We start from the raw sequence: 23,123 nt of genomic DNA, 5'->3' as shown, positions 1-23,123 counted from the left end.
TCTACTTAATTATTTGATCAGGGTTTCTACTAAATTTTGAATAATAGCCTTTTCCCGTTCATCCTCAAGCTTATCAATGATAGCTCTTTGTATCGCTCTACCTAAAGGAAGATAGACGCTTAGGTCAGCCGCATCTAACAAAGCTCGAATGGAAGCAGCTTCCTCAGAAAGTTGACCTGCCTTCACTTGAAATATTAGATCCTCTGAAAGCTGTACGAGGATATTGATCAATTTAGCATCTTTCTGTCCTGATTGAGCTGTAACTAAGCTTCTCAAATGATCTCCTTGTAGATAAGGTACATCGATCATAATAAACCTATTTTTCAAAGCTTCATTTAATGGAACAGTACCAATATAGCCAATATTTATGGAGGCAATCACTTGGAAGCCTTCCTTAGCTTTTATGACTTCAGTCGTAAAGGGGTTTGTCAGACTACGTCTATAGTCCAATATTCCGTTTAATATAGGAAGAGTCTCAGGGCGCGCCATATTGATTTCATCTATATAAAGGAGATGTCCTTTTCTCATGGCTTGAACAACAGGACCAGGGATAAATTCGACGTGTGCCTGATCTCCTTTATATTCGATTGTTTTGTAGCCTAACATCGCTTCTGCGTCCAGGTCTACTGAGCAGTTAATCATATGCATTGGTTTCTGATATAAATGTGAAATCCACTCCGCTAGCTTCGTTTTTCCAGATCCAGTAGGTCCTTGCAGAAGAATGTTTTTGTTAAGAGAGCTAGCTACGACCGTATCATAAAGAATATCGTTATGAGGTGCTGTGTAACCACTCTGACCAATGAGCTCTGCATCCTCCTTGGAGTAAGTTGCTCTTACTTCTCTTGTTTGATCTATATGCTGAATAATTTCTTGTGGTAAAGAAAGCTGTTGTTTAATCTCTTCTAGCACGTTATGTCACCTCATTAAAATTGGAAAAAATACATAGCCATTCATGTATCGTTTTCTTTTCTATTTCTAGTGTACGTGGTACTATTTTATCATACGGAACGGTTCAACAATAGCAAGAAAGAACAGACGTGTGAAGGAGAATAAAATGATTGATATAGGACTTACGGGATGGGGAGACCATGATTCACTATATACGGGCGGATCGGGTGGTAAAAATAAGCTACAAACGTATAGTGGCTATTTTCCAGTAGTTGAAGTGGACTCTTCTTTCTATGCGATTCAATCGGTAGATAATTATAGGAAATGGATAGGTGAAACTCCACCAGGGTTTCGCTTTGTCATAAAGGCTTATCAGGGGATGACTGGACATGAAAGAGGAGAGATCCCTTTTTCATCAAAGGAAGAGATGTTTGAAGTGTTTAAGGCGTCCATTCAGCCAGTCATAAAGGAAGATAGGCTTAGTGCCGTACTGTTTCAATTTCCTCCTTGGTTTGACTGTAAAAAAGCTCATGTAGACGTATTGAGATGGACAAAGGAACATATGAGTGATATTCCAGTTGCCTTGGAATTTCGCCATCAATCCTGGTTCGAGGCTAAGTGGAGGGATAAAACATTACACTTCATGGAGCAGGAGGGCTGGTTCCATAGTGTATGTGATGAGCCACAGGCAGGAAGCGGTTCTGTGCCAACTGTTCTTGAAGCCACCCATCCTGACTGCACACTAGTTCGTTTCCATGGAAGAAATGTACATGGTTGGAATCAGTCGGGTCAGCAGAATTGGCGAGAGGTGCGTTACCTCTATCGTTATAATGAGCAAGAGCTCTTGGAATGGAAGGAGCATTTGCTGCTCTTGGCGAAAAAATCTAAGGATGTCGTTGTATTGTTTAATAATAATTCTGGCGGCGATGCGGCAGATAATGCTAGACAAATGATTCAGTTACTCGGAATTGAATACGAGGGCCTGGCCCCTAGACAACTAGGATTTTTTGATACGTTATAGAGTCACCTCTATTGCGAAACGAATAGGATGGAAAAGAAGGAGAGGTGGTATCTAAAATATGATAACAATGAAGTCAATGGAAGAAATTAAGGCTATGCAAGAGGCGGGAGAGGTTTTAGCTTCCTGTCATAAAGAGCTACGAAGCTTTATTAAACCTGATGTTACGACTCTAGATATAGAGCACTTTGTTGATGACTATTTGAAAAAGCAAGGAGTTACACCAGAGCAGAAGGGCTATAGAGGATATCCCTTCGCAACATGTGCCTCGATCAATGATGTGATTTGTCACGGCTTCCCAACTAAAAATAAATTAGTGAGCGGTGATATTGTGACGATAGATATGGTCGTGAATCGTAATGGCTGGTTAGCCGACTCAGCATGGAGCTACCCCGTTGGTGACATTTCTGAGGAAGCCGCTCAGTTACTTCAGGTAACTAAGGAAGCTTTGTACTTAGGAATAGAGCAAGCTGTGGTAGGGAATCGCTTAGGAGATGTTGGTCATGCTATACAATCCTATGCTGAGGGTAAAGGGTATTCTGTAGTAAGAGATTTCACTGGTCATGGTATTGGAAGACTTATGCACGAAGATCCTGAGGTTTTACACTTTGGGACAGCAGGAAGAGGAGTGCGCTTAAAGGAAGGCATGGTCCTAACTATAGAGCCGATGATTAATGTAGGGACGTATGACTATTACATCGAAGACGATGGCTGGACAGCTAGAACGGCAGATGGGAAGCTTTCTGCTCAATATGAACATACCATAGCTATTACAAAGGATGGCCCACTTATTTTAACAAAGCAAGATGACGAATAATGAATGAACCTTTCTTAAGGAGGACAACACACATTGCAGGCAAAGGATCAGGTTGTACTTATAACAGGAGCTAGTCAAGGAATCGGAAAAGAGCTTGCTATTCAATACGCAAAGCAAGGGGCTAAAGTTGTATTATTCGATTTAGAAGTGGAGCAAGGTCAAAGAGTATGTGACTTGATTCAAGGACAGCAGGGCAAAGCTTTATTTGTCCAATGTGATGTAAGCAAGGAAAAGGATATTCAGCACGCCGTAGAGCAAGCGATTGAGCATTTTGGTCAGATTGATGTACTCATAAACAATGCAGGATTGTCACGCTGGAAAAATGTCTATGAGCTCAAGATCGAAGAATGGGACCATATCCTTAATGTGAATTTACGAGGTGCTTTTCTGTTTTCAAAAGAAGTGGCTAAGCGTATGAAAGGGAACAAGCAAGGTGGGTCAATTGTCAATATGGCTTCGACCAGGGCTCTCATGTCCGAAGCTAATTCTGAAGCTTATGCTGCTTCCAAGGGAGGATTAGTGGCATTAACTCATGCGTTAGCTGTCTCCTTAGGGCCAGATCGAATACGTGTGAATGCTATTAGTCCAGGATGGATTGAAACCAAAGAGTATGATCAGCTTCGTCAGATTGATCATATTCAACATCCTGCTCAACGTGTGGGCAAGCCTAGTGATATTTTTAAAGCATGCCAATATCTAACGAATCCAGAAAATGACTTTGTTACGGGAACAAATGTAGTTGTTGACGGTGGAATGACTCGTAAAATGCTGTACGAGCATTAGAAAGAGTGTGTAATAATATTGAAGATAGCCAAGTAGAATAACGGGGGATGGGAGCAAGCATGACTCTATCCCCTTTAAACGAATCTATGATGTAAGCGCATACAATGCGTATCATTCCAACTAAAACAAGGGAGGATGTCAATAATGGAGACAAAGGCTGTGTGGTTTCCTACAGAGAATTCAATGAAACAAACCAGAATGTATAACTGGATGAAAAAGCTAGGTGTTTCCGATTACGAGGAGTTATATAATAGAAGCGTTCATGAACCAGATTGGTTCTGGTCTGAGGTAGAAAAAGAAATTGAATTAGGATGGTATGAGCCATATACCGAAATCATGAACACACAGCACGGAGCACCCTGGGTACGATGGTTTGAAGAGGGGAAGACAAATGTTTGTTTAAATGCACTGGAGAAGTGGCGTAATCATGCTCAGGTATGGCATAAGCCTGCCATCATCTTGTTAAATGAACTTGGAGAAAGAATAGAGCTGACCTATGCAGAGCTTTCAGAGCTTGTGAATAGAGCGGCTTTTGGCTTGAGGAGTATGGGGCTTGGAAAGGGGGATGTCGTTCTACTTTACATGCCTATGATTCCGGAAACGTTAATCACTATGTTAGCATGTTCTAAGCTAGGAGCGATCTTTACTCCTATTTTCTCCGGTTTTGCTGTCGATGGTATCCAGAAAAGAATAGAGGCAGCAGAGCCTAAAATGATTGTTACAGCTGATACATTCACACGTAAAGGAAAGTCTATTAAAATGAAGGCTGTAGTTGACGAAGCTCTTGATCATCTTCAAAGTAACTCAACAGTTGAGAGGGTAATCGTAGTTTCAAAGAAAAGTAGCGAAGACATGGAATCCAAACATGAAGGATTACGTGAAATGTCATGGCATGAACTGATTAATGCTGGGGCTTTGGATGCTACGGAGCAGATGGATAGTCAGGACCCCTTTATGCTTATCTATACTTCTGGAACAACAAGCCGTCCAAAAGGTATTGTTCATACTCATACAGGCTTCCCTCTTAAAGCAGCCTTTGATGCAGGGATTTGTATGGATCTAAAACAAGAGGATAAAATGCTTTGGGTCACAGATATGGGATGGATGATGGGACCTTTCCTAGTGTATGGGGTCTTGTTGAATGGGAGTACGATGGTCTTTTATGATGGATCACCAGATTATCCAACAAACACGGCTTTATTTAAACATGTTGCTGAAGAGAGAATCAGCCACTTAGGTATTTCTCCAACATTGATTCGAAGCATGATGAGTAAGGTAACAAAGGATGACTTAGAGCAGCTTGACCTAGTTAGTTTAAAGGTATTTTGTTCTACAGGAGAACCTTGGAATCCTGAGCCTTGGCTCTGGCTTTTTGAAGCAGTTGGTCATAAAAAGATTCCTATCTTTAATTACTCAGGGGGCACAGAAATATCTGGAGGTATTTTCGGAAATGTCCTAGTAAAACCGATTGCACCAACTGGCTTTAATTCAGCATTACCAGGAATGGCTGCTGCTATTTATCAGGCGGATGGGACAGAAATGAAAGAGCCAGAGGAGGTTGGAGAATTAGTCTTAAAAGCTCCATGGGTAGGGATGGCGAACGGCTTTTGGTTAGAGCCAGAAAGATATGAGCAAACATACTGGTCGCGTTGGGAAAATATATGGCTTCATGGAGACTGGGTTCACCAGGATACAGAAGGTCATTGGTATATCACCGGTCGTTCCGATGATACATTAAACATTGCAGGTAAAAGGATGGGGCCAGCTGAGATGGAGTCGATTTTGATTGAGCACCCAAAAGTGAAGGAAGCAGGGACAATTGGAGTTCCTGATGAAATTAAGGGTGAGACAGCTGTTTGTTTTGTTGTGCTACAGGAAGAGCAAGCCAATAAGGAGCAAATAGATGGTTTACAGGTGGAGCTATTTCAGTTGGTCCAGAAAAGACTAGGAAAAGCACTAAGTCCTAAAAGCATTCACATTGTTTCAGACCTGCCTAAGACAAGGAATGCAAAGATCATGCGTAGAGTTATTCGAAGTGCTTATTTAGGACTAGATACTGGGGATATATCTGCTCTTGAAAATCCTGAAACGATTGCACAGATCCAAAGCTGTCACCCTGCTCAGCGACTAAATGAATAGGAGAAGGGTAAACTTATATTTAGTTATCATGATATAATTGGCTTTATATTAGGAATGAACAAATTAATAGATAGAGTAGGAGAGGGCATCAATGATTAAAGTGTTATTCGTATGTCTTGGAAACATATGCCGTTCACCGATGGCAGAAGCTATTTTTCGCTCAAAGGTAAAGGAACATAAACTAGATCACAGCATTCAAGTTGATTCTGCTGGGACAGGGGATTGGCATATTGGCGCACCGCCTCATCAAGGCACTCGTAGCATACTTGATATACATAAAATAAGCTACGAGGGCATGAAGGCTAGACAAGTACTGAAAGCAGACGCAAATGAATTTACCTATATCGTAGCGATGGATGAGCAAAATAAACAAGATTTAATGGCATTGTTCGGAGAAGATAAAAGCAATACCGTTATAAAACTATTAGACTATGATTCACAATCAATCGTGAAGGATGTACCTGATCCGTATTTTACAGGTAACTTTGAAGAAGTGTATGAAATGGTGGATAGAAGCTGTACCGTACTTTTAGAGGAAATAAAGAGAGAACACAAAATATAGCAAGCATAGTAAGCATCCTTAGTAACGATAAAGGAAGAACGAGCTTATGAAAATTAATGAGATAGCCAAATCCCTACAAATCACTCCGAGAGCTCTACGCTTCTACGAAAAAAAGGGATTAATACAGCCATTAAGAGACAGAGAAAATGATTATAGGGAATATAATGAGCAGGATGCCTTAAGGCTTCAAATGATTATTGCTCTTAGAGAGGTTGGAGTTTCTGTAGAGGATATTAAGCATATCCTACAAAAATTAGATAGTGCTCTTCATCAGGATGCTTTAGCCCTTTTAGATATACAGAGATATATGCTTTACTCTCAATGGACAGAGCTAAAACAGCTTATTCAAACGATGGATCAGATGATTCATGTTTTCGAGCGTAAAAGCACATTAGGGTGGGAGGATATTTTTAAGCTAGCAGATGGCTCTAAAAGATTGAGAGATGTACGTAAAAACTGGCAGGACAAATGGAATTACGATCAGCAGGCGGAAATTCATGATGAAATTGTGTATACACCGGGTCATGATGCCCATTTCCATCCTAACTATGAGCAGGGCTTAAATAGTGTTATTTCCATGATCGCTCCAAAAGCTGAGGAGATAGGCTTAGATATCGGGGCTGGAACAGGGAATTTAATTCAACTTTTTATTCAACAAAACATTCGCATGTGTGCTATAGATCAATCCATGGAAATGCTAGCTAAATGCAGAGAAAAGAATCCAGAGGCTGAAACGAAGCTGGGTAACTTTTTGGCTATTCCCTATTTGGATGATTCCTTCGATTTTATTGTATCAAGCTACGCTCTGCACCATCTAAATGATGAACAGAAGGGCTTAGCTTTGGATGAAATGAAACGAGTTCTTAAACCACTAGGCAGAATAGTGTTGCTTGATATCATGTATATAGACGAACAGGATAAAGATAGCATATATCAAGGACTCATAAATAGCGGACGAGAACATCTTGCAGAAAAGATGAAAAGTAAATACTACGCTTGTCAACCAAAGCTTCTTGAGCAGTTACATAGCAAGGGATTTGCCCCAAGATCTATTCAATTAGCTGAATGGTTACATTTAGTTTATGCTGATTTATAGAATAGAAGGATAGTAGTATGCTAAAAAGGATTTGAATGTTGCGATCTCCTCAGTTTCATATTTCTGAATCCAGTAGGTAGCTGCCACTGGAGGGGCAAACAGCTTGAAATCAACCTCTAATAATCTTCCTTCTAAAAGCTCTCTTTTAACCGTTGATCGTGGCAGGAATGAGATCCCAAGTCCCTCTTCTATAAATCTTTTAGCTATGTGTACTTGTGAGACAATCATAGTCCTTAACCTAGGGTATGTTTTTTTAATTTGTAGGAGCAATCCATCCCAATACTCAGGATGATGATAAGTCAGCATCAAACTTGCTGATAAAAGCTGATCAGCATCTAGAGGTGGTGTTCCTTCCAACTCCCCACCATCGTAACCAGCTACTAATATAACAGGATCTTCATATAAAAGAATACTTTGAAGCTGCGCTCCTTTGGCTTGCATTCTCGAAAGCCCTAAATCCACAGCTCCATTAAAAACGTCGTCAGCAATATCTTTCGATTCACGGACATGAACCTGGACTTCAATTGTAGGGTACTGTTCTACAAAGCGCCGAAGAATGGAAGGTAAGACAGATGCAGCAATTAGCGGTGAAACAGCCAATGACAGCTTACGATGGTAGCCTTGTCTATAGCCTTCTATATCTTGAATACCACTTTCATATGTTGCTAGAAGCTGCTCGGCATAAGGCAAAAACCGTTTCCCTGTAGGGGTAAGAATAACATTTCTACCCGTTCGTTCAAATAATGGAGAACCGATCGCTTCCTCTAAATGTTGGATGTGTACAGAAATGGTTGGTTGAGCTAGGTACAACTGCTCTGCTGCTTGGCGAAAGTTCTGATACTTAGCTGCCGTTACAAAGCTTCTGATCCATTTTAAATCCATGATAATGTTCCCCATTTCTTTGATCCATTAATAGAATATAGAATTCACGTTGAATTACAATTAGTAGATTATGAATTCAGTTTATAATAAAGAATTTCACTTGTAAAATGATGCTATTCCATGGTATTTAATGCATTATGGGTTACAGGAAACACGCATGAAGAGAATATACAGTAATTTACGGAGTTAAATGAATAATAACTCTTGTTAATTAATTGAAAATTTAGTAGAATGGTCAAGCGTCAGAGCAAGAATCAAGCAGAAGGAGAGCATATATCTTGAAAAAAGTGATGTTAATTGGTTCAGGAGGATCTGGTAAATCTACTTTATCACGGAGGCTAGGAGAGGTTACAACGCTTCCAGTCTACCATTTGGATTCTTTATTTTGGAAGCCGGATTGGGTTCCAACTGAGGATATCGAATGGGATGAAATTCAAGCTGAGCTGTCTCAACTTGATGAATGGATCATTGACGGAAATTACGGACGAACGATGGACATAAGAATGGAAGCTGCAGATACAATCATTTTCTTTGACTTCCCTCGATGGTTGACCATATATCGTGTTATAAAGCGACGGGTGAAGTATCACGGAAAAACTAGGCCAGATATGACTGTAGGCTGTCCGGAAAAGCTAGACTTGGAATTTTTAAAGTGGATTTGGAATTTTAGAAGGGATAAACGTCCAGCCATCTTAGATAAGCTAGAGAAATATAGTAGTGAAAAGAACGTTATTATTTTCCAAAGACCTGCTGAAGTTACTGCCTTTTTGAAGCAACTAAAGCTTAAATCAAAATAGAAGGCGAATTCCATATAGTAACTCTTTAAGCTCGAAGGAGGTTTTATTTAGTTTTTTGTCTGAGGAATATATTTGTTCCAAAGGTGTAAGGAATAAAAAATATCTTGAGGAGGATTGCAATGACAACTCATCATATTGAACTAACTAGGGAATCTGTTATAGGTTCATTTACTGCTGAGATTAAGCCTATACTGTCTATTGAATCAGGGGATACGATACGTTTTAAAACGTTGGATGCTGGTTGGGGAAACGGAGGGTCTTATAAGGAGAGAACAAGACCCTTTACAAGAAGAGCTGATATAGATAATGGACATGCTTTAATTGGCCCAATCTATATTCCAAGTGCTAAAAAAGGAATGACATTAGAAGTTGAAATAAAACACCTCAAGACGGGATCATATGGCTGGACATCAGCTGGACAGTATCCTAATTGGCAAAACCAAATGCTTCATTTGACTGAATTTAAGGAAATAACCCTAGACTGGAAGCTAGATCATACTGCTAATCAAGGAATATGCGATATTAATGGTAGAAGCTTCACCGTTACATTAAATCCTTTTTTAGGAGTGCTAGGTATGCCTCCAGAAGAAACGGGTATCCATTCAACTTCCCCACCTAGATTTTGTGGAGGAAATATAGACTGTAAAGAGCTTATTGTCGGAAGTAAATTGTATCTTCCAATTTCAATTGACGGTGCTTATTTTTCAGTAGGAGATGGACATGCTACTCAAGGTGATGGCGAAGTTTGCGGTCAAGCCATAGAGTGTCCAATGGAAGAAGCTGAACTAACATTGACTGTTCGAGATGATATAGAACTCACTAAGCCTCGTGCCTATACACCGGCTGGGTGGATAACGTTCGGTTTTGCTGAAGATTTAAATGAGGCGACAGTTCAGGCATTAGATGGAATGTTAACTCTTTTGGGGGAATTGTACGGCTTGAACCGTGTTGAAGCGATGGCTTTAGGTAGCTCTGTTATTGATCTTAGAATTACTCAAATCGTGAATGGAGTAAAAGGAGTACATGCCTTATTACCCCATGATGCACTTAAGTGACAATACATGACCACCACAGTTGATCTATGGTAAGGGAGACTTAATAAATCCTTCAACCTATGGCACATACTCATCCCCCGAAAGATTCCTTTACTAATGAATCATTCATATATAGAATATAGACATCTAATATATAAATTCCAATAAATAATAATTAGAAATCAATAAATATAATTTATGGATGGGGGATTATACTTGAATTTACATGCTCTACGTATCTTTACAGAAGTAGCCAAAACAGGAAGTGTAACAAGATCAGCAGAAAATTTACTACTTAGTCAGCCTGCTGTCACAGCTCAGCTAAGAAATCTGGAAAAGGAATTAGCTTTAAAGCTGGTTACATTAAATGGACGCAACATTCAATTAACCGAGGCAGGTGAAACACTAGCGGTAGAATCCAAACGACTGTTTTCGCTAGAAGCAGAGATTGAAAAAAAGATGGGTGAGATCCTGACTGGACATCAGGGAAGCCTGAGAGTTTGTTCAACTCAGTTACCTTCTATGAAAATTCTACCTCGTTGGCTGGCTCAGTACAAAAAAAAGTACCCCATGATTAACGTGCAAATGTTTAAGGGAAGCTCTCAAGTAGCTATGAGCCAATTGCTAGATTATTCGGTTGACATAGCTTTTGTCTGCAGTGAAGTATATGAAGAGAAAGTAGACGTGATTCCCTTAATTAGAGATACACTCATTTTCATTGTTTCAAGGGGGCATCATCTTGGAGGAAGATCTGTCTCACTTGCTACTGTGATGAAAGAGCCGTTTGTCTTTCGAGAGAAGGGAAGTGCTACAAGAAAAAAGCTGGTATCCTTGTGTGAACGTGAATCTATTCAAGAACCTAAAATGGGGATAGAAATAGAAGGCTTGAGCGAATCGATTGAGGCGGTTAAAGCTGGGTATGGTGTAGCCCTTGTATCAGAGTTTGCCGTAAAAGATTTGCTAGAAAGTGGGCAAATTGAAAAAGTGAGTATTCAAAACATGCATCTAGAGCAACCAATAAGTCTGTGTATGAGGAAAAACGATCCGAATTCTCCAATGGTCAAAAACTTCATTACCATGGTAAAAGAAGAATTAACAAATTAAAGCTTCTGTTAGGAAAGTATAAATAAAATTTATCTATTGCTAAAAAACAAATATTTTTTTTATCTATCGTTCTTCCTTATACTGAACACAACAGGGAGGCGATACCAATGAGAGCACTTATCATGTCGGACTTACATCTTGACATCAATAAAGAAATTTTAAATGGAAATGTGAAATCAGATTACTTGAAATGGTTAAACAGACAAATATACGACGTCCTTATTTTAGCCGGTGATTTAGCCGGTGATGCCACAGCAGCACTGAAATTAATTGAAGAAATTAAAGAAACTACAAGAAGAGCTGTTTATTTCATTGCAGGTAATCATGATGTTTGGGTTCCTAAAGAAGCAAATAGTTCGTGGGAAGCCTATCACTCAATGAATGAAAATGAGAGTTGCATTAGCAGTCCTATCAAAATTGGTGACTATACAATGATTGGTGGTATGGGCTGGTATGATTATTCGCTTGGATACAGTCATGTAACAATGAATCACTTCAAAGAACAAAAAAAGCATCTTCGGAAGGACTCCATATATGCTCGCTGGGAAATGGATGATAAAGAAGTGGTGGATAAAATGCTGAACCAGTGGCAGCATCAACTTGATAATCATAGAAGCGATAGAGTTATTTTTATTAATCATTTTATCCCGTACAAAGATTTTATCACCTGGCACACTGATAATGAAGAGTTGAATTTTTGCAATGCGTATATGGGTAGTGAGAGAATTGGAGAATTATTGGATAACTATAAGAATATCGAATATGTTATTTTCGGACATACTCATCAACGTTATGGGATAGTGGATTATAGAGGAAAGAAAATAATATGCCAACCATTTGGCTTAGTAACTGACTGGGAAGGTAATTCTATGGTAGAGGAATTAGATAGAGTGGCTACCTTTATTGATCTATAACACTCATTAATTAAAAAATAGAGTTAATATATAAGGGTGATTATCATTTATGATAAATAAAATAGAGATTAAACAACTTAGACATTTAGAAGAGGCATCATTACTAGAACAGGAATTTGCGAAACACAACATGTATAGGGAAGATAACTACTATGGTAAGTGCCTGAGGGAAAACGAAGAGGGCAAAAGAGTGACATTGATAGCCTATTATGATGGGAAAGTTGCAGGATGTTGTCATTTGCTTTATGAATCTAAGTATCACTATTTCCAACATGAAAAAATACCAGAAATTAATGACCTATGTGTGTTTCCAAAGTATAGAAGGAAAAATATTGCTTCGTTACTATTTGATGAGCTAGAAAGTAAAGCAGCGACCACTTCTAAAACTATTGGATTAGGAGTTGGACTATACAAAGATTACGGGCCAGCCCAATTAATGTATGGTAAGCGAGGCTATGTGTTAGATGGTAAAGGAGCGGTATCCAATAATCAAACCATTGAACCAGGTAAAACGGTTATGGTGGATGATGAATTGCTTATCTATTTAGTTAAAAGCTTGCAATAATATTTCTACATATAAAAGGCTGTCATGAAGTCAACTGACTTTGGACAGCCTTTTTGTTCATCAAATCATTATTTTTCGTCGGATCAGCCATTCTGCTAACAGTAAATTGATCATCCAGCAAAGCCATACGGCTATCGTATAAGATAATCCGTACGCAAGGTCGAAGCCATGATGAGTGATGGCAAGAATGATGTAGATCGTCATATTAGCGAAGGAAAGAAAGAAGCTCCTAATTATCCAAGTAACGTGCTCCTCCACCTTTTTAGCTCTAATGGCTATGTATGCTCTAAGTGTAGTGACCAACCAAAGAGTATTTAACACTAAAAAGCCAATAGTACTAGGTAACCCGCCAGAGGCAAAGAATGCTACATAAACTCCTGGTATAAAATTTAGTACAATAGAAAGGACATAGAGTCTGCCATTCCATTTATGAAAGGTAAGATTTTTGATTCGCAAGCGTTTTATTAACCCTAGTGGTCCTGTGATTAAGGCAATGATAGCTAGGCCAATATGAATCTGAATCATTAGTGTCCATAAGGATTGATTAGAAAGAGCAACGTCCTTATTGGCTAAAAAAGAAGTAAAGGATGGATCAACCATAAAATTCTTCGAAAGGGTATGCATAACCCACATCATAGCTATGAATAGTAGAGCGGAAATCAATAATTTTCTTTTCATCAAGAATCTCCTTATAATTTGATCAATATAGTTTTACTTAGGTAAATGTGAGATTGAAAGGCGAAACGTAATGAAACATTTTAATTTATTCAGACCGGACGGTTCGGTCTGAATTTCTATTTTTATTATAGGGTAAGGATACGTAGTGTTCAATAACAATATTTGAAGAAAAAGTGACGTACGATTAGCTAGCGAGCATTATCAAATAAAATTCTTAATCAGAGTAGTGCGTAAGGAGCTGTTTCATGTGACTAATATTATGTTGAACATGGATATTATCAGAGGATAGACGACTAGCCATTATGGCTCCCTCCATGGAGAAGACGATAAAAGAGGCTAGCGACTGGGAGTCAACATCTTGACGAAATTCTTTATTTTGTTTTCCTTCTTCAATAATGGTTTGGACAAAAGCAACGGTTTCTTGATAACCCTCAGCTGCTTTTTTTTGTAGCTCTGGAAATGTACCGTCACTTTCAATGGCGACATTTAATAATGGACAGCCACCTTCAATTGGTGGGTTGTGCACGGCATCCTGATAAATTTCAGATACGGCAATAAGTTTATCTATAGCTGTGTCTGCTTTTTTTACTGCATGTAGCATTTGCCCCCAAATAATTTCGCCACCCTTTTGAAATGAAGCAAGTACAATTTCATCCTTATTTTTAAATCGGCGATAAATGGCCCCTTTAGGTAAGTCTGTAGCTGTCATAATATCTTGAATTGATGTTCCGTTAATTCCTTTTGTATTAAAAAGGCGTAATGAAATATCAATGATTTTATCCTTTATTTCATCTTTTTTAACCATTTTCATTCCTCCGACTAGTATTTCCCCTAGTATAGCTTAGCACAGTAGAAAATCAAGAAGCTATGGTTTGTGAACATCTAATGAATCACGCTCTTGCGTGATGCAGAAATGTGATGGGGCTCACAGTTCCCCTTTTTTCTTTTTATTACCATAGGGCTGACAAATAAAATAGAAATGAGGTCGAGCTATGAAAAAGCAGAGATTGGTCATACCTCATGAGCATGGTGGCTGGGCTATGGTGAGTGTTCCTTTTTTACTGGGGATGTTTGTAATTAATCCGTGGTGGGTTCATATACCTCTGTTTTTAGCTTGGTTTTTTCTTTACTTGGCTACGTATCCACTACTTCAGGCGGTAAAAAGAAAATCAAGTCGTAAAAGCTTAATTAAGTGGGCCATGGCATATGGTTCTGTTGCTGCGTTATGTATTATTGTACCTCTTGTTCAATTTCCTGAGCTTTTTTATTTTGCCCCAGTATTTATTTTTTTGTTTTCTATTAATATTGCGTATGTCATTCGTAGAAAAGAAAGATCCCTTATTAATGATTGTAGTGCAATCCTCATCTTTTCATTAGGGGCTGCGGCCGCTTATTTAGTAGGTGGAGGTGGCTGGGATAAGACAATGGTTGTATTAGTCTTGTTTAGCTTTATGCATTTTATGGGGAGTGCCTTTTTTGTTAAGACACTATTTCGAGAAAGAGAAAATAAGCGCTGGCACATCTATTCCAAAATCTATCATATCGGTATTTTACTTGTACCTATCCTCATTGGGTTTTTAGGAATGGTCGTCCCCTATATTTTCAGCACAATAAAAGCTTTCGTATATGGTGGTAAGCCTATGAAACCATCCAGGGCCGGGATCATAGAAATTATTGGTGTAGTTCAATTTTTGATTCTTTCTCTTCTATTTTTAAATTGATTGGTGCGGTACATTCAAAAAATAAGCAAATATTTTTACTGGAAATCAAGTGATAGCATTTCCAAAAAATATATTTAAAGTGGACATTGTTTGAACGCTATTTTTGGAAAGGGATTTCCTGTGACATTTGTCACGGCGATGGTATCTATTGGATGGTTTATTAGAAGTAAGAATAATTACGACAAAAAAGGAGACGTAGATTATGAACCGAGCCTTTGCTTCAAAATTCGCTATGATGTTCTGTTTGACTCTTGTGGCCTTATTTATTTCTATATATATCGGATCACGTTTTTTTACACATATTGATTTAATGCTTTACGGCTATATTGTCGGGACCATTGCTTTTATTGGTGGATTCTTTTATCGATTTATTGCTTGGGCTGAAAGACCTCCTGCGAAAATCATCCTAAAAAAAGGGATAAAGCTTTTGTTCCGCAAAAAAACTCCACAAACGACTGTAGAGCATTTAGCCACCTATCGCTTCATTTGGAATAGGGGCATCTATCGTTGGACACAGCACATTTTGCTGGGATGGGGATGTATTTTATCCTGTATGGTTACCTTTCCTTTAGTGTTTGGCTGGATGTATTTTACTATGAGTGAAAACGGTATGTATACCATTGTGGCGTTTGGCTTTGATCTTATGAGGATTAAGGCAGACGGATTTATTGCCTATCTGTTTTATAATGCTCTAAATATTACAGCTTTTATGGTTATTGCAGGAGTCTTCATGGCTTTGTTTAGAAGAATTAAAAATATGCAGGCTAGAGCTGAGCAGAACTTTGTTTATGATTTCCTTCCTCTATACCTTTTACTTTTTGTAAGTATAACGGGGCTAATGCTGACAGGAAGCAATATCTTTCTTCATGGCTATGGTCATCCGGTTATCACTCTAATCCATCAGTGGTCTGTCATTATTACACTGATTTATCTCCCATTTGGGAAGCTTGCTCATATTCCATTTAGACCGATGAGTGTGTTTGCTAAGAATTATCGCGAGCATTATGCAGAGCAACAAATGAAGACTTGTAAGGTTTGCGAAGCTGAATTTGTTTCTACAGAACAGTCAAACGATGTAATTCAGGTGCTAGATGCTAATCAAATTCACTTTAAGATGGACGAAGGCTTTCATTTAGCTGAGCTTTGTCTTCCATGTCGACGTAAATACCGTATGTCTCGATTTACCGGTATCCCAACTCATGAAATCAAGTATAGGGAGGCTAACCAGAATGCTAAAGGATAAGTTTTATAAAACCGTTCCAAATAAATATCATCCAAAGGAAAAGCTCATTTCAACTCATTGCTCCTACTGTGGCATGCAGTGTGGAATGAATCTACGGGTTGATACGAGTAGTAATAAGATCATTGGTGTTGAGCCTAGGTATGATTGGCCAGTAACTTTAGGGAAAATGTGTCCAAAGGGTGTCACAGCTTACCAGCAAACCAATCATGAGGATCGAATACTTCGACCACTAATTCGAGATGATGCCTCGTTAAAGGGAACAAAAGAGGGATTTAGAGAGGCAAGCTGGGAAGAAGCGTATGATTTAATTGTTCGGAAATTTAAAAGGCTTCAGGAGCAGCATGGGAAGGATACGTTATCTGTGTTTAGTGGCGTATCGATGACGAATGAAAAATGCTACTTAACTGGAAAGTTTGCTCGAGTAGGGCTCCAAACCAGATATATCGATTACAACGGAAGATTCTGTATGTCTAGTGCCGCAGCAGGCTTTTTGCGTACCTTTGGTGTCGATCGTGGTTCAACACTACCATGGACAGATGTTCATCAAACAGATTGTCTGTTTATTGCAGGAAGTAATACAGCAGAATGTCATCCAACCTCTATGTTTCGAGTGTGGGAGGTACAGAATCGTGGTGGCTATCTGATTGTCGTAGATCCAAGGGAAACACCTTTAGCAAGGCGTGCAGACATCCATTTGGATCTAAAGCCTGGTACGGACTTAGCGTTAGCAAACTGTATGGTGCATTTACTGATCAAAAATGGCTACACCGACGAGGAATTTATTCAACAACATACCAGTGGGTTTGAGGATACGAAGGAGGTCGTCAGTCAATTTACTCCTGAATATACAAGCGAAATTACCGGTGTAGCTCCTGAAAAGTTAGTTAAAGCAGCTGAAATTTACGGGAAGGCACCAAACGCCATTGTGATGTTTGCTAGAGGAATTGAACAGCAGCATAAAGGAGCAGATAACGTTTCAGGCTACACAAATATGTGTTTAGTTACAGGGAAAATTGGTCGACCTAAGTCTGGAGTAGCTACCTTTACTGGTCAAGGAAATGGTCAAGGAGGAAGAGAGCATGGACAGAAATCTGACCTTCTACCAGGCTATCGTAAAATTACTAATCCAGAGCATGTACGCGAGGTGTGCGATGTTTGGGGCATCGAACCAGAGGAAATGCCTGAAGCTGGTGTATCTGCCTATGAAATGTTTGAGCTAATGGAGAAGAAGACCATACGAGGGCTGTACTTGTTATGCTCTAATCCTGCCGTTTCAGCTCCCAATCTAAATTATGTTCGTTCCGTTTTGAAGGACTTAGATTTCATGGTTTGTGCCGATATTTACCTTTCTGAATCGGCTGAGTTTGCGGATGTAATTCTACCTTCTGTAACCTGGGCTGAGGATGAAGGTACCGTAACGAACTTAGAGGGAAGAATTATTAAGATTAATAAAGCTCAGGAGCCAATCGGAGAATCTAAGCCAGACTGGTTAATCCAAATTGAACTGGCAGAACGCTTAGGGAGAGGACAATACTTTAGGCACTTAAAAACGGCTTCACAGATTGCCGATGAGTTCAGACTAGCGACTAAGGGTGGAAACGCTGATTATTACGGAGCCACATGGGATAAGATCGACAAGCAGGATGGTGTATTTTGGCCTTGTAAGGATGAGGATGATACCGGAACGCCATACATGTTCTTAGATAAAAAGTTTTATCATGCCGACCAGAAAGCTAAAATATGTGCCCTGCCCTATCGACCACCAGCGGAGGAGCCATGTGATGAATATCCTCTAAGGTTAACGACTGGAAGGGTTGTCTATCATTATCTTTCAGGGAATCAGACGAGACGAATTCCATTTTTGAAAGATATGTGTCCTGAGCCATATGTTGAGGTACATCCAGAGACAGCTGAACAGTACGATATTCAGCATGATGAATTTGTTACTTTACTAACAAGACGTGGAGAAGCCAAATTTAGGGTTAAGGTGATTGAAGCGATTCGTAAGGATACGATTTTTGTTCCTTATCATTTCGGTCACGAGCAGTCCATAAACCTATTGACCATTCCGGCTCTTGACCCTATGTCTAGAATGCCTGAATTTAAAGCGTGTGCCGCTCAAATTATAAAAGAGTCCTATAAACAGGAGAGGGAGACGATCTAATGAAAAGCTTACTGTACATTGAAATGGAGAACTGTATCGGCTGCCGTAGCTGTTTAGCGGCATGTACACAGTGTGGAGGTCATGAGGAAAGAAACCGGAATTATGTCTATGATGTGAATCCAAAAGTGGATAGACAAACGATTCCATTAATGTGTCTCCATTGTGTGAATCCAGCCTGTGCGCGTAGCTGTCCTGCTCAAGCGATTCAAATTACTGAGGAAGGGGCCGTATTGTCGGCGCTAGTAGAAAAGTGTATTGGTTGTCAGAACTGTACAATCGCTTGTCCCTATGGAATACCCAAATTTGATGAAGAACAAAATCTGATGTACAAATGTGATTTGTGCTATGACCGTACGAAGGAAAATATACCTCCAATGTGTGCCTCTGTTTGTCCAACAAATACGCTACAGTGGATTACCGAAGACGAGCTATCAGAGAAGCAGGAGCAGTATCGATTAGGAAAATGGATGTCTAGTCATCAGCCTTTTGATGCTTTAGAGGGAGAAACAAATGTGAAAATTAGCTTACCTGGAATTCTACAGGGACAGCAGAAGCTATTTTAAACAAGGATCTAAAAAAAGAAAGTGAGGGGATTAAAATGGAGAATAACAAAAAGAATAGCACGCCCCCATTTGATGAAGATAATTACACACATAATATAGAAAAAAACAATGAACGTAGCTTAGATCGACGAGGGTTTATGAAAACACTTGTTGGAGCAGCAGGATTATTTGCCGTTTCTACTCTACCCTGGGGAGCCCTTGCTGCCAAAGAGCTTATGGGCTTAGGTGAGCGAAATGAGGCGATTAAAAAGATAACAGATGTACAGTCTTTAAAGGTAGGAGAAGCGATAGAATTTGCTTACCCCAAGGAGCATGACTCTGCACTACTTATACGCTTGGGAGAAGGGAAATACAAGGCCTATCAGAATGCGTGTACACATTTAAAATGTCCTGTGTTCTGGGATGGTAATGATCAACAACTTGTGTGTCCTTGTCATCATGGCTTCTTCGATGTAGCAACTGGTGCACCAACTGCTGGACCACCTAGAAGACCTTTGCCGGAGATTACTATCGATGTTGAAGGAAGTGAAATCTTTGCCACAGGGGTGAAGCGCTATGAAACGTAGCTACAGGGGTGTGATTCTGCTAAGTGTTGTGCTATTTCTTAACATTATTTGCACACAGTATGTCGTCAATCATTTCTTTTATCAAAAATACGAACTCGTTCTTTTATTTGCAGCTCTTAACCTACTTCTTTTTCCTGTCTCATATATGATCTATAGAAAGGAAACTAAGGGATATGGACGTTAAAAAAATTCAACTGCCTTTACAGACACTAAGTTTAAGCTTAGGATTTATGGTTTGGGTTATCTTATCGTCATTAATTCCATTTATTCAGGAGGATATTGCATTAACTTCTGTACAGCTTGCCTGGGTGACAGCGATTCCTGTGTTGTTTGGGTCTGTATTAAGGATACCGATCGGCTACTGGACAAATCGCTTTGGAGCGAGAACGATCTTTCTGATCAGCTTTATCGTGCTTTTAGCTCCTATCTACTACATTAGTGTAGCATCATCCTTTTTCGATCTTATGCTAGGTGGTTTATTTCTTGGTGTTGGTGGTGCCATTTTTTCAGTAGGGGTAACCTCCTTACCTAAATATTACCCTAAGGAAAGACATGGTTTTGTAAATGGAATCTATGGTGTGGGGAATATCGGTACTGCTATTACGGCGTTTGCAGCACCAGTTATTGCTACTCAGATCGGCTGGGAAAATACAGTTCTTCTATACCTTGTCCTGATAGGAATCTTCATCCTTCTAAATTTCATTTTGGGAGATCGAGCTGAACCGAAGGTGGTCGCTTCCTTATCTGATCAAATTAAGAGTGTATATCGGAACGAAAAGCTATGGCTACTATGTCTCTTCTATTTCATTACATTCGGAGCGTTTGTAGCTTTTACCGTCTACTTACCTAACTTTCTTGTTAATCATTTTGATCTGACAAAAGTAGATGCAGGCTTGCGCACAGCTGGATTTATTGTATTAGCTACTGTATTTAGACCTATTGGCGGATGGCTAGGAGATAAGAAGAATCCTTTCATGCTGCTAACAATCGTTTTTGCTGGTCTAACTGTATCGGCTATCGTACTTTCCTTTGCTCCATCAATTTTTATTTACACATTAGGCTGCTTAACTATTGCATGCTGCGCAGGGGTTGGGAATGGAGTTATCTTTAAGCTAGTTCCTCTGTATTTCTCCAAACAAGCAGGTATTGCTAACGGATTAATTTCTGCTATGGGTGGACTTGGGGGATTTTTCCCACCGTTAATTTTATCCATGCTATACAGTATAACAGGACATTATGCGATTGGTTTTATGGCTCTTTCACAATTAGCTTTAGGTAGTCTGATTTTAGTTTTGTGGCTACAGCATCAAGAAAAGCAAAGAGTGAAGAATAGCTTGGTTGAACTCCAGTCATAAATGTCATAGAAGGATGAGAACAAAGAACAATTGAAGTTTGATAAAAACGGGCATTTAGAAATCCAACAAAGGAAGTGAGACCATGAAATCTGAATTCTTTATTGACTTATGTTTTATACGTGAGCAGCAAGAAGGTAGCCAATTTAAAAAAGAGATTGAAGCTACCATTAAACAGTTATTTACGGGCAAAGTGAATTGGAGCACAGAGTTAAAAAGAAAAGAGAATGTAGATATTGTAATCGTTGAGTTAAATGGCATTGGCAAATGGCAAAGGGAAGAAGAGATTGTCCAATATCTGCAAGCTTCAGCACCATCTCTCTTTCTAAGTTGGATACAAGGATACCGTATACAGGTTGAATTGAAAGAGGATTCAGGGGAATGCCTGCATTGTAAGAAAAAAGAAGAAATAGGGGTGTAGGTTATGGAATGGGTACACACATTGTCAGCATACATTGGTAGACAAATGAAAGTGTGGATTGAGGATTATTCCGGTGAAGAACAAACGAAGCCAGCGGATTATACGTTGCATAAAGTACAGACGACGTCAGAGGGCACGTATTTGCAATTTTATCTAAATCCAAATCAATTCCTTTCTGTCCCTATTTTTGATCAAAAGCAAACGTACATGGAGTCAGATAACGAGGAAGAATGCTTTGTATCGAATGACGTGACGGCAAAGCTGTTCTACCGCATTTACTTTAGTAAAAGTTAAATCTATAAGCACGCTCCAATATGTGAAGCGATACACATATAGGCAGAAGGAGGAGCGCAGGATGAAAGACAAATTGAAAGATTCCTTCGGTAGAGTTCATGACTACCTTAGAATTTCTGTAACAGATCGCTGTAATTTGCGCTGTGTATACTGTATGCCTGAAGAAGGGATGGTTTTTGAGCCTTCAGAGAATATTCTCACTGCTACAGAGATTGCTTCAGTGGTTAGGGTTCTGGCGGAGTTAGGTGTAAGGAAGATTAGACTTACTGGAGGAGAACCACTGGTAAGAAAGGATATTGTGGATATCGTATCAATGATCTCAGATGTTCAAGGTATCGAAGACATAGCTTTGACCACAAATGGAATCTTTCTTGGTCAAAAAGCTGCAGATTTAAAGAAAGCTGGCTTAACCAGAGTCAATATTAGCTTAGACTCACTTAGAGCAGACCGCTTCTCTTTCATTACTAGAGGGGGGACTGTAAAGCGTGTCCTTCAGAGCATAGATATTTGTGAGAAGCTGGACCTTACTCCTCTTAAGCTAAACGTTGTCTTGATGAAAGGAATAAATGATGATGAAATTTTAGATTTTTTGGAGATGAGTCTTTCTCGTGCTATTCAGATACGGTTTATTGAGTATATGCCTATCGGTCATCAAACAGATAGCTGGAAAAGCTCATACATGCCCTTAAGCCACGTCCTTGAACAATGTGAAGGAAAGGGATGGGAGGTAGAAGCGTCGGAGCATATTTATGGTAATGGTCCAGCGGAAAATTACAGAATTAAGGGAGCCAAAGGGAGCTTTGGATTGATTCATCCTGTAAGTGATCATTTTTGTGAAGCTTGTAATCGATTAAGACTAATGGCAGATGGAAGCATTAAATCATGCTTATACTGGTCTGATGAACGGAATGTGCGGAAATATATTGGTGATGATCAAGCTCTAAAGGAAATGTTCTTCAAGGCTTTAGGGGATAAACCAAAGAATCATGAAATGGCTCAAGCCCTTAATGATGAAAGGCAGACTCACACCCCTACGCTGAGAAGAATGTCTCAGATCGGAGGATAATATGACCAGCTCTATCGAGATCAAGATATCCTATATGGGAGAAGACGTTGTATTTGAGGTTACAGGAGGTACAGCACATATCGGGGCAGTGGCATTAGCCTCAATAGAAGATGAGAAAGCACCAACAGTTAGGATTCTAACCCTACCCGGTCATAAAGAGACTGAGTTAGCCTGCGAATTAGCAGGTCTAGCAAGTCAGGCTCTAGGGAAAACTGTTGCTGTCTTAGTTGGCATACATCTAGACAATCCTACTAAATTAGAAATAGAAGAAATTGTTGGCGAAGCTAGAAAAGCGATGAAACAGTTACTCAGAGAATTAGTGTCAGATGGACCTACTTTGTAGGTCTATTTTTTATACTACGCGTGCCCAGCAAGCCGTTAATTGCTAGTCGGTGGAAGTCCGATCTAAGTAAGAACCAAGTCGCTTAGTAGCTGACAGGCAACTGGTGGAGAAAT

The 23,123-nt window shown here is 39.4% G+C and carries 25 protein-coding genes; 21 read left to right on the top strand and 4 right to left on the bottom strand.

The window, feature by feature from the left end:
• Nucleotides 1-9: 9 nt before the first annotated feature.
• Nucleotides 10-909: an ATP-binding protein gene (locus J2S11_RS16485; protein WP_370875553.1), complete on the bottom strand. Its 900-nt coding sequence runs from the start codon at nt 907-909 to the stop codon at nt 10-12.
• Between the two features lie 145 nt (nt 910-1,054).
• On the opposite strand from J2S11_RS16485, the gene J2S11_RS16480 reads away from it, so the two are divergent.
• The 6 genes from J2S11_RS16480 (at nt 1,055) to J2S11_RS16455 (ending at nt 7,303) form a co-directional block, all read left to right on the top strand.
• Nucleotides 1,055-1,909, top strand: coding sequence for a DUF72 domain-containing protein (locus J2S11_RS16480; protein WP_307396369.1), 855 nt, complete (start codon nt 1,055-1,057; stop codon nt 1,907-1,909).
• Nucleotides 1,910-1,967: 58 nt separating this feature from the next.
• Complete coding sequence (gene map / locus J2S11_RS16475; protein ID WP_307396368.1) at nt 1,968-2,723, top strand: type I methionyl aminopeptidase; 756 nt, start codon at nt 1,968-1,970, stop codon at nt 2,721-2,723.
• Between the two features lie 33 nt (nt 2,724-2,756).
• A complete protein-coding gene (locus J2S11_RS16470) occupies nt 2,757-3,506 on the top strand; it encodes an SDR family NAD(P)-dependent oxidoreductase (RefSeq protein ID WP_307396366.1) in 750 nt (249 codons plus the stop codon).
• A gap of 144 nt (nt 3,507-3,650) precedes the next feature.
• A complete protein-coding gene (locus J2S11_RS16465; protein WP_307396364.1) occupies nt 3,651-5,645 on the top strand; it encodes an AMP-binding protein in 1,995 nt (664 codons plus the stop codon).
• Nucleotides 5,646-5,736: 91 nt separating this feature from the next.
• Nucleotides 5,737-6,207: a low molecular weight protein-tyrosine-phosphatase gene (locus J2S11_RS16460; protein WP_307396362.1), complete on the top strand. Its 471-nt coding sequence runs from the start codon at nt 5,737-5,739 to the stop codon at nt 6,205-6,207.
• Between the two features lie 46 nt (nt 6,208-6,253).
• A complete protein-coding gene (locus J2S11_RS16455) occupies nt 6,254-7,303 on the top strand; it encodes a MerR family transcriptional regulator (protein WP_307396361.1) in 1,050 nt (349 codons plus the stop codon).
• Here the strand turns inward: J2S11_RS16455 and J2S11_RS16450 are convergent.
• Nucleotides 7,298-8,185, bottom strand: coding sequence for a LysR family transcriptional regulator (locus tag J2S11_RS16450; RefSeq protein WP_307396359.1), 888 nt, complete (start codon nt 8,183-8,185; stop codon nt 7,298-7,300). The two genes, J2S11_RS16455 and J2S11_RS16450, sit on opposite strands and share 6 nt — an antisense overlap.
• Before the next feature lie 278 nt (nt 8,186-8,463).
• Between J2S11_RS16450 and J2S11_RS16445 the strand changes: the two genes are divergently transcribed.
• From J2S11_RS16445 to J2S11_RS16425, 5 genes are all read left to right on the top strand, one after another.
• The gene (locus J2S11_RS16445; protein WP_307396357.1) at nt 8,464-8,982 is read left to right on the top strand and encodes a DNA topology modulation protein; all 519 of its coding nucleotides are present in this window, start codon (nt 8,464-8,466) and stop codon (nt 8,980-8,982) included.
• Nucleotides 8,983-9,101: 119 nt separating this feature from the next.
• Nucleotides 9,102-10,037 carry an acetamidase/formamidase family protein gene (locus tag J2S11_RS16440; RefSeq protein WP_307396354.1) on the top strand — a complete coding sequence of 312 codons (936 nt, stop codon included), beginning with the start codon at nt 9,102-9,104 and terminating at the stop codon, nt 10,035-10,037.
• Between the two features lie 195 nt (nt 10,038-10,232).
• Nucleotides 10,233-11,120: a LysR family transcriptional regulator gene (locus J2S11_RS16435; protein ID WP_307396352.1), complete on the top strand. Its 888-nt coding sequence runs from the start codon at nt 10,233-10,235 to the stop codon at nt 11,118-11,120.
• Between the two features lie 107 nt (nt 11,121-11,227).
• On the top strand, nt 11,228-12,034 hold the full coding sequence (locus tag J2S11_RS16430; protein WP_307396350.1) for a metallophosphoesterase: 807 nt from the start codon (nt 11,228-11,230) through the stop codon (nt 12,032-12,034).
• Nucleotides 12,035-12,083: 49 nt separating this feature from the next.
• The gene (locus tag J2S11_RS16425; protein WP_307396349.1) at nt 12,084-12,599 is read left to right on the top strand and encodes a GNAT family N-acetyltransferase; all 516 of its coding nucleotides are present in this window, start codon (nt 12,084-12,086) and stop codon (nt 12,597-12,599) included.
• 60 nt (nt 12,600-12,659) lie between these two features.
• Here the strand turns inward: J2S11_RS16425 and J2S11_RS16420 are convergent, their stop codons facing one another.
• Together J2S11_RS16420 and J2S11_RS16415 are read right to left on the bottom strand one after the other, a co-directional pair.
• Nucleotides 12,660-13,277 carry a DUF2306 domain-containing protein gene (locus J2S11_RS16420; protein ID WP_307396348.1) on the bottom strand — a complete coding sequence of 206 codons (618 nt, stop codon included), beginning with the start codon at nt 13,275-13,277 and terminating at the stop codon, nt 12,660-12,662.
• Between the two features lie 214 nt (nt 13,278-13,491).
• A complete protein-coding gene (locus J2S11_RS16415; protein WP_307396346.1) occupies nt 13,492-14,082 on the bottom strand; it encodes a TetR/AcrR family transcriptional regulator in 591 nt (196 codons plus the stop codon).
• A 187-nt stretch (nt 14,083-14,269) separates the two neighbouring features.
• Here J2S11_RS16415 and J2S11_RS16410 point away from each other — a divergent pair, with 187 nt between their 5' ends.
• From J2S11_RS16410 to lpdD, 10 genes are all read left to right on the top strand, one after another.
• Nucleotides 14,270-14,998, top strand: coding sequence for a YwiC-like family protein (locus J2S11_RS16410; RefSeq protein WP_307396344.1), 729 nt, complete (start codon nt 14,270-14,272; stop codon nt 14,996-14,998).
• Between the two features lie 202 nt (nt 14,999-15,200).
• Nucleotides 15,201-16,241, top strand: coding sequence for a hypothetical protein (locus tag J2S11_RS16405; RefSeq protein ID WP_307396343.1), 1,041 nt, complete (start codon nt 15,201-15,203; stop codon nt 16,239-16,241).
• Nucleotides 16,228-18,405: a molybdopterin oxidoreductase family protein gene (locus tag J2S11_RS16400; RefSeq protein ID WP_307396342.1), complete on the top strand. Its 2,178-nt coding sequence runs from the start codon at nt 16,228-16,230 to the stop codon at nt 18,403-18,405. Before J2S11_RS16405 ends, J2S11_RS16400 begins: the two co-directional genes overlap by 14 nt.
• Nucleotides 18,405-18,968 (top strand): 4Fe-4S dicluster domain-containing protein, encoded by a 564-nt coding sequence (locus tag J2S11_RS16395; RefSeq protein ID WP_307396341.1) that lies wholly within the window; start codon nt 18,405-18,407, stop codon nt 18,966-18,968. The genes J2S11_RS16400 and J2S11_RS16395 overlap by 1 nt, the downstream gene beginning before the upstream one ends.
• Nucleotides 18,969-19,003: 35 nt before the next feature.
• Complete coding sequence (locus J2S11_RS16390; RefSeq protein WP_307396340.1) at nt 19,004-19,534, top strand: Rieske (2Fe-2S) protein; 531 nt, start codon at nt 19,004-19,006, stop codon at nt 19,532-19,534.
• 173 nt (nt 19,535-19,707) lie between these two features.
• Complete coding sequence (locus J2S11_RS16385) at nt 19,708-20,889, top strand: nitrate/nitrite transporter (RefSeq protein WP_307396339.1); 1,182 nt, start codon at nt 19,708-19,710, stop codon at nt 20,887-20,889.
• A gap of 82 nt (nt 20,890-20,971) precedes the next feature.
• Nucleotides 20,972-21,307 (top strand): hypothetical protein, encoded by a 336-nt coding sequence (locus J2S11_RS16380; RefSeq protein ID WP_307396338.1) that lies wholly within the window; start codon nt 20,972-20,974, stop codon nt 21,305-21,307.
• A gap of 3 nt (nt 21,308-21,310) precedes the next feature.
• A complete protein-coding gene (locus J2S11_RS16375) occupies nt 21,311-21,601 on the top strand; it encodes a hypothetical protein (protein WP_307396336.1) in 291 nt (96 codons plus the stop codon).
• Nucleotides 21,602-21,662: 61 nt separating this feature from the next.
• Nucleotides 21,663-22,667, top strand: a complete 1,005-nt coding sequence (gene moaA / locus J2S11_RS16370; protein WP_307396335.1) for a GTP 3',8-cyclase MoaA — start codon at nt 21,663-21,665, stop codon at nt 22,665-22,667.
• Between the two features lies 1 nt (nt 22,668).
• Nucleotides 22,669-23,010, top strand: coding sequence for a prenylated flavin chaperone LpdD (lpdD, locus tag J2S11_RS16365; RefSeq protein WP_307396334.1), 342 nt, complete (start codon nt 22,669-22,671; stop codon nt 23,008-23,010).
• The last annotated feature ends 113 nt before the right edge of the window (nt 23,011-23,123 follow it).

The sequence above is a fragment of the Bacillus horti genome (assembly GCF_030813115.1).
Lineage (GTDB): Bacteria > Bacillota > Bacilli > Caldalkalibacillales > JCM-10596 > Bacillus_CH > Bacillus_CH horti.
This window is presented reverse-complemented; position numbering and strand designations above follow the sequence as displayed.

Excerpts from the sequence above, each read along its gene's own strand:
- J2S11_RS16480 (WP_307396369.1), top strand. The coding sequence starts at position 1,055 with ATGATTGATATAGGACTTACGGGATGGGGAGACCATGATTCACTATAT.
- map (WP_307396368.1), top strand. The coding sequence starts at position 1,968 with ATGATAACAATGAAGTCAATGGAAGAAATTAAGGCTATGCAAGAGGCG.
- J2S11_RS16465 (WP_307396364.1), top strand. The coding sequence starts at position 3,651 with ATGGAGACAAAGGCTGTGTGGTTTCCTACAGAGAATTCAATGAAACAA.
- J2S11_RS16460 (WP_307396362.1), top strand. The coding sequence starts at position 5,737 with ATGATTAAAGTGTTATTCGTATGTCTTGGAAACATATGCCGTTCACCG.
- J2S11_RS16455 (WP_307396361.1), top strand. The coding sequence starts at position 6,254 with ATGAAAATTAATGAGATAGCCAAATCCCTACAAATCACTCCGAGAGCT.
- J2S11_RS16450 (WP_307396359.1), bottom strand. The coding sequence starts at position 8,185 with ATGGATTTAAAATGGATCAGAAGCTTTGTAACGGCAGCTAAGTATCAG.
- J2S11_RS16440 (WP_307396354.1), top strand. The coding sequence starts at position 9,102 with ATGACAACTCATCATATTGAACTAACTAGGGAATCTGTTATAGGTTCA.
- J2S11_RS16430 (WP_307396350.1), top strand. The coding sequence starts at position 11,228 with ATGAGAGCACTTATCATGTCGGACTTACATCTTGACATCAATAAAGAA.
- J2S11_RS16425 (WP_307396349.1), top strand. The coding sequence starts at position 12,084 with ATGATAAATAAAATAGAGATTAAACAACTTAGACATTTAGAAGAGGCA.
- J2S11_RS16420 (WP_307396348.1), bottom strand. The coding sequence starts at position 13,277 with ATGAAAAGAAAATTATTGATTTCCGCTCTACTATTCATAGCTATGATG.
- J2S11_RS16415 (WP_307396346.1), bottom strand. The coding sequence starts at position 14,082 with ATGGTTAAAAAAGATGAAATAAAGGATAAAATCATTGATATTTCATTA.
- J2S11_RS16410 (WP_307396344.1), top strand. The coding sequence starts at position 14,270 with ATGAAAAAGCAGAGATTGGTCATACCTCATGAGCATGGTGGCTGGGCT.
- J2S11_RS16405 (WP_307396343.1), top strand. The coding sequence starts at position 15,201 with ATGAACCGAGCCTTTGCTTCAAAATTCGCTATGATGTTCTGTTTGACT.
- J2S11_RS16400 (WP_307396342.1), top strand. The coding sequence starts at position 16,228 with ATGCTAAAGGATAAGTTTTATAAAACCGTTCCAAATAAATATCATCCA.
- J2S11_RS16395 (WP_307396341.1), top strand. The coding sequence starts at position 18,405 with ATGAAAAGCTTACTGTACATTGAAATGGAGAACTGTATCGGCTGCCGT.
- J2S11_RS16390 (WP_307396340.1), top strand. The coding sequence starts at position 19,004 with ATGGAGAATAACAAAAAGAATAGCACGCCCCCATTTGATGAAGATAAT.
- J2S11_RS16385 (WP_307396339.1), top strand. The coding sequence starts at position 19,708 with ATGGACGTTAAAAAAATTCAACTGCCTTTACAGACACTAAGTTTAAGC.
- J2S11_RS16380 (WP_307396338.1), top strand. The coding sequence starts at position 20,972 with ATGAAATCTGAATTCTTTATTGACTTATGTTTTATACGTGAGCAGCAA.
- J2S11_RS16375 (WP_307396336.1), top strand. The coding sequence starts at position 21,311 with ATGGAATGGGTACACACATTGTCAGCATACATTGGTAGACAAATGAAA.
- moaA (WP_307396335.1), top strand. The coding sequence starts at position 21,663 with ATGAAAGACAAATTGAAAGATTCCTTCGGTAGAGTTCATGACTACCTT.
- lpdD (WP_307396334.1), top strand. The coding sequence starts at position 22,669 with ATGACCAGCTCTATCGAGATCAAGATATCCTATATGGGAGAAGACGTT.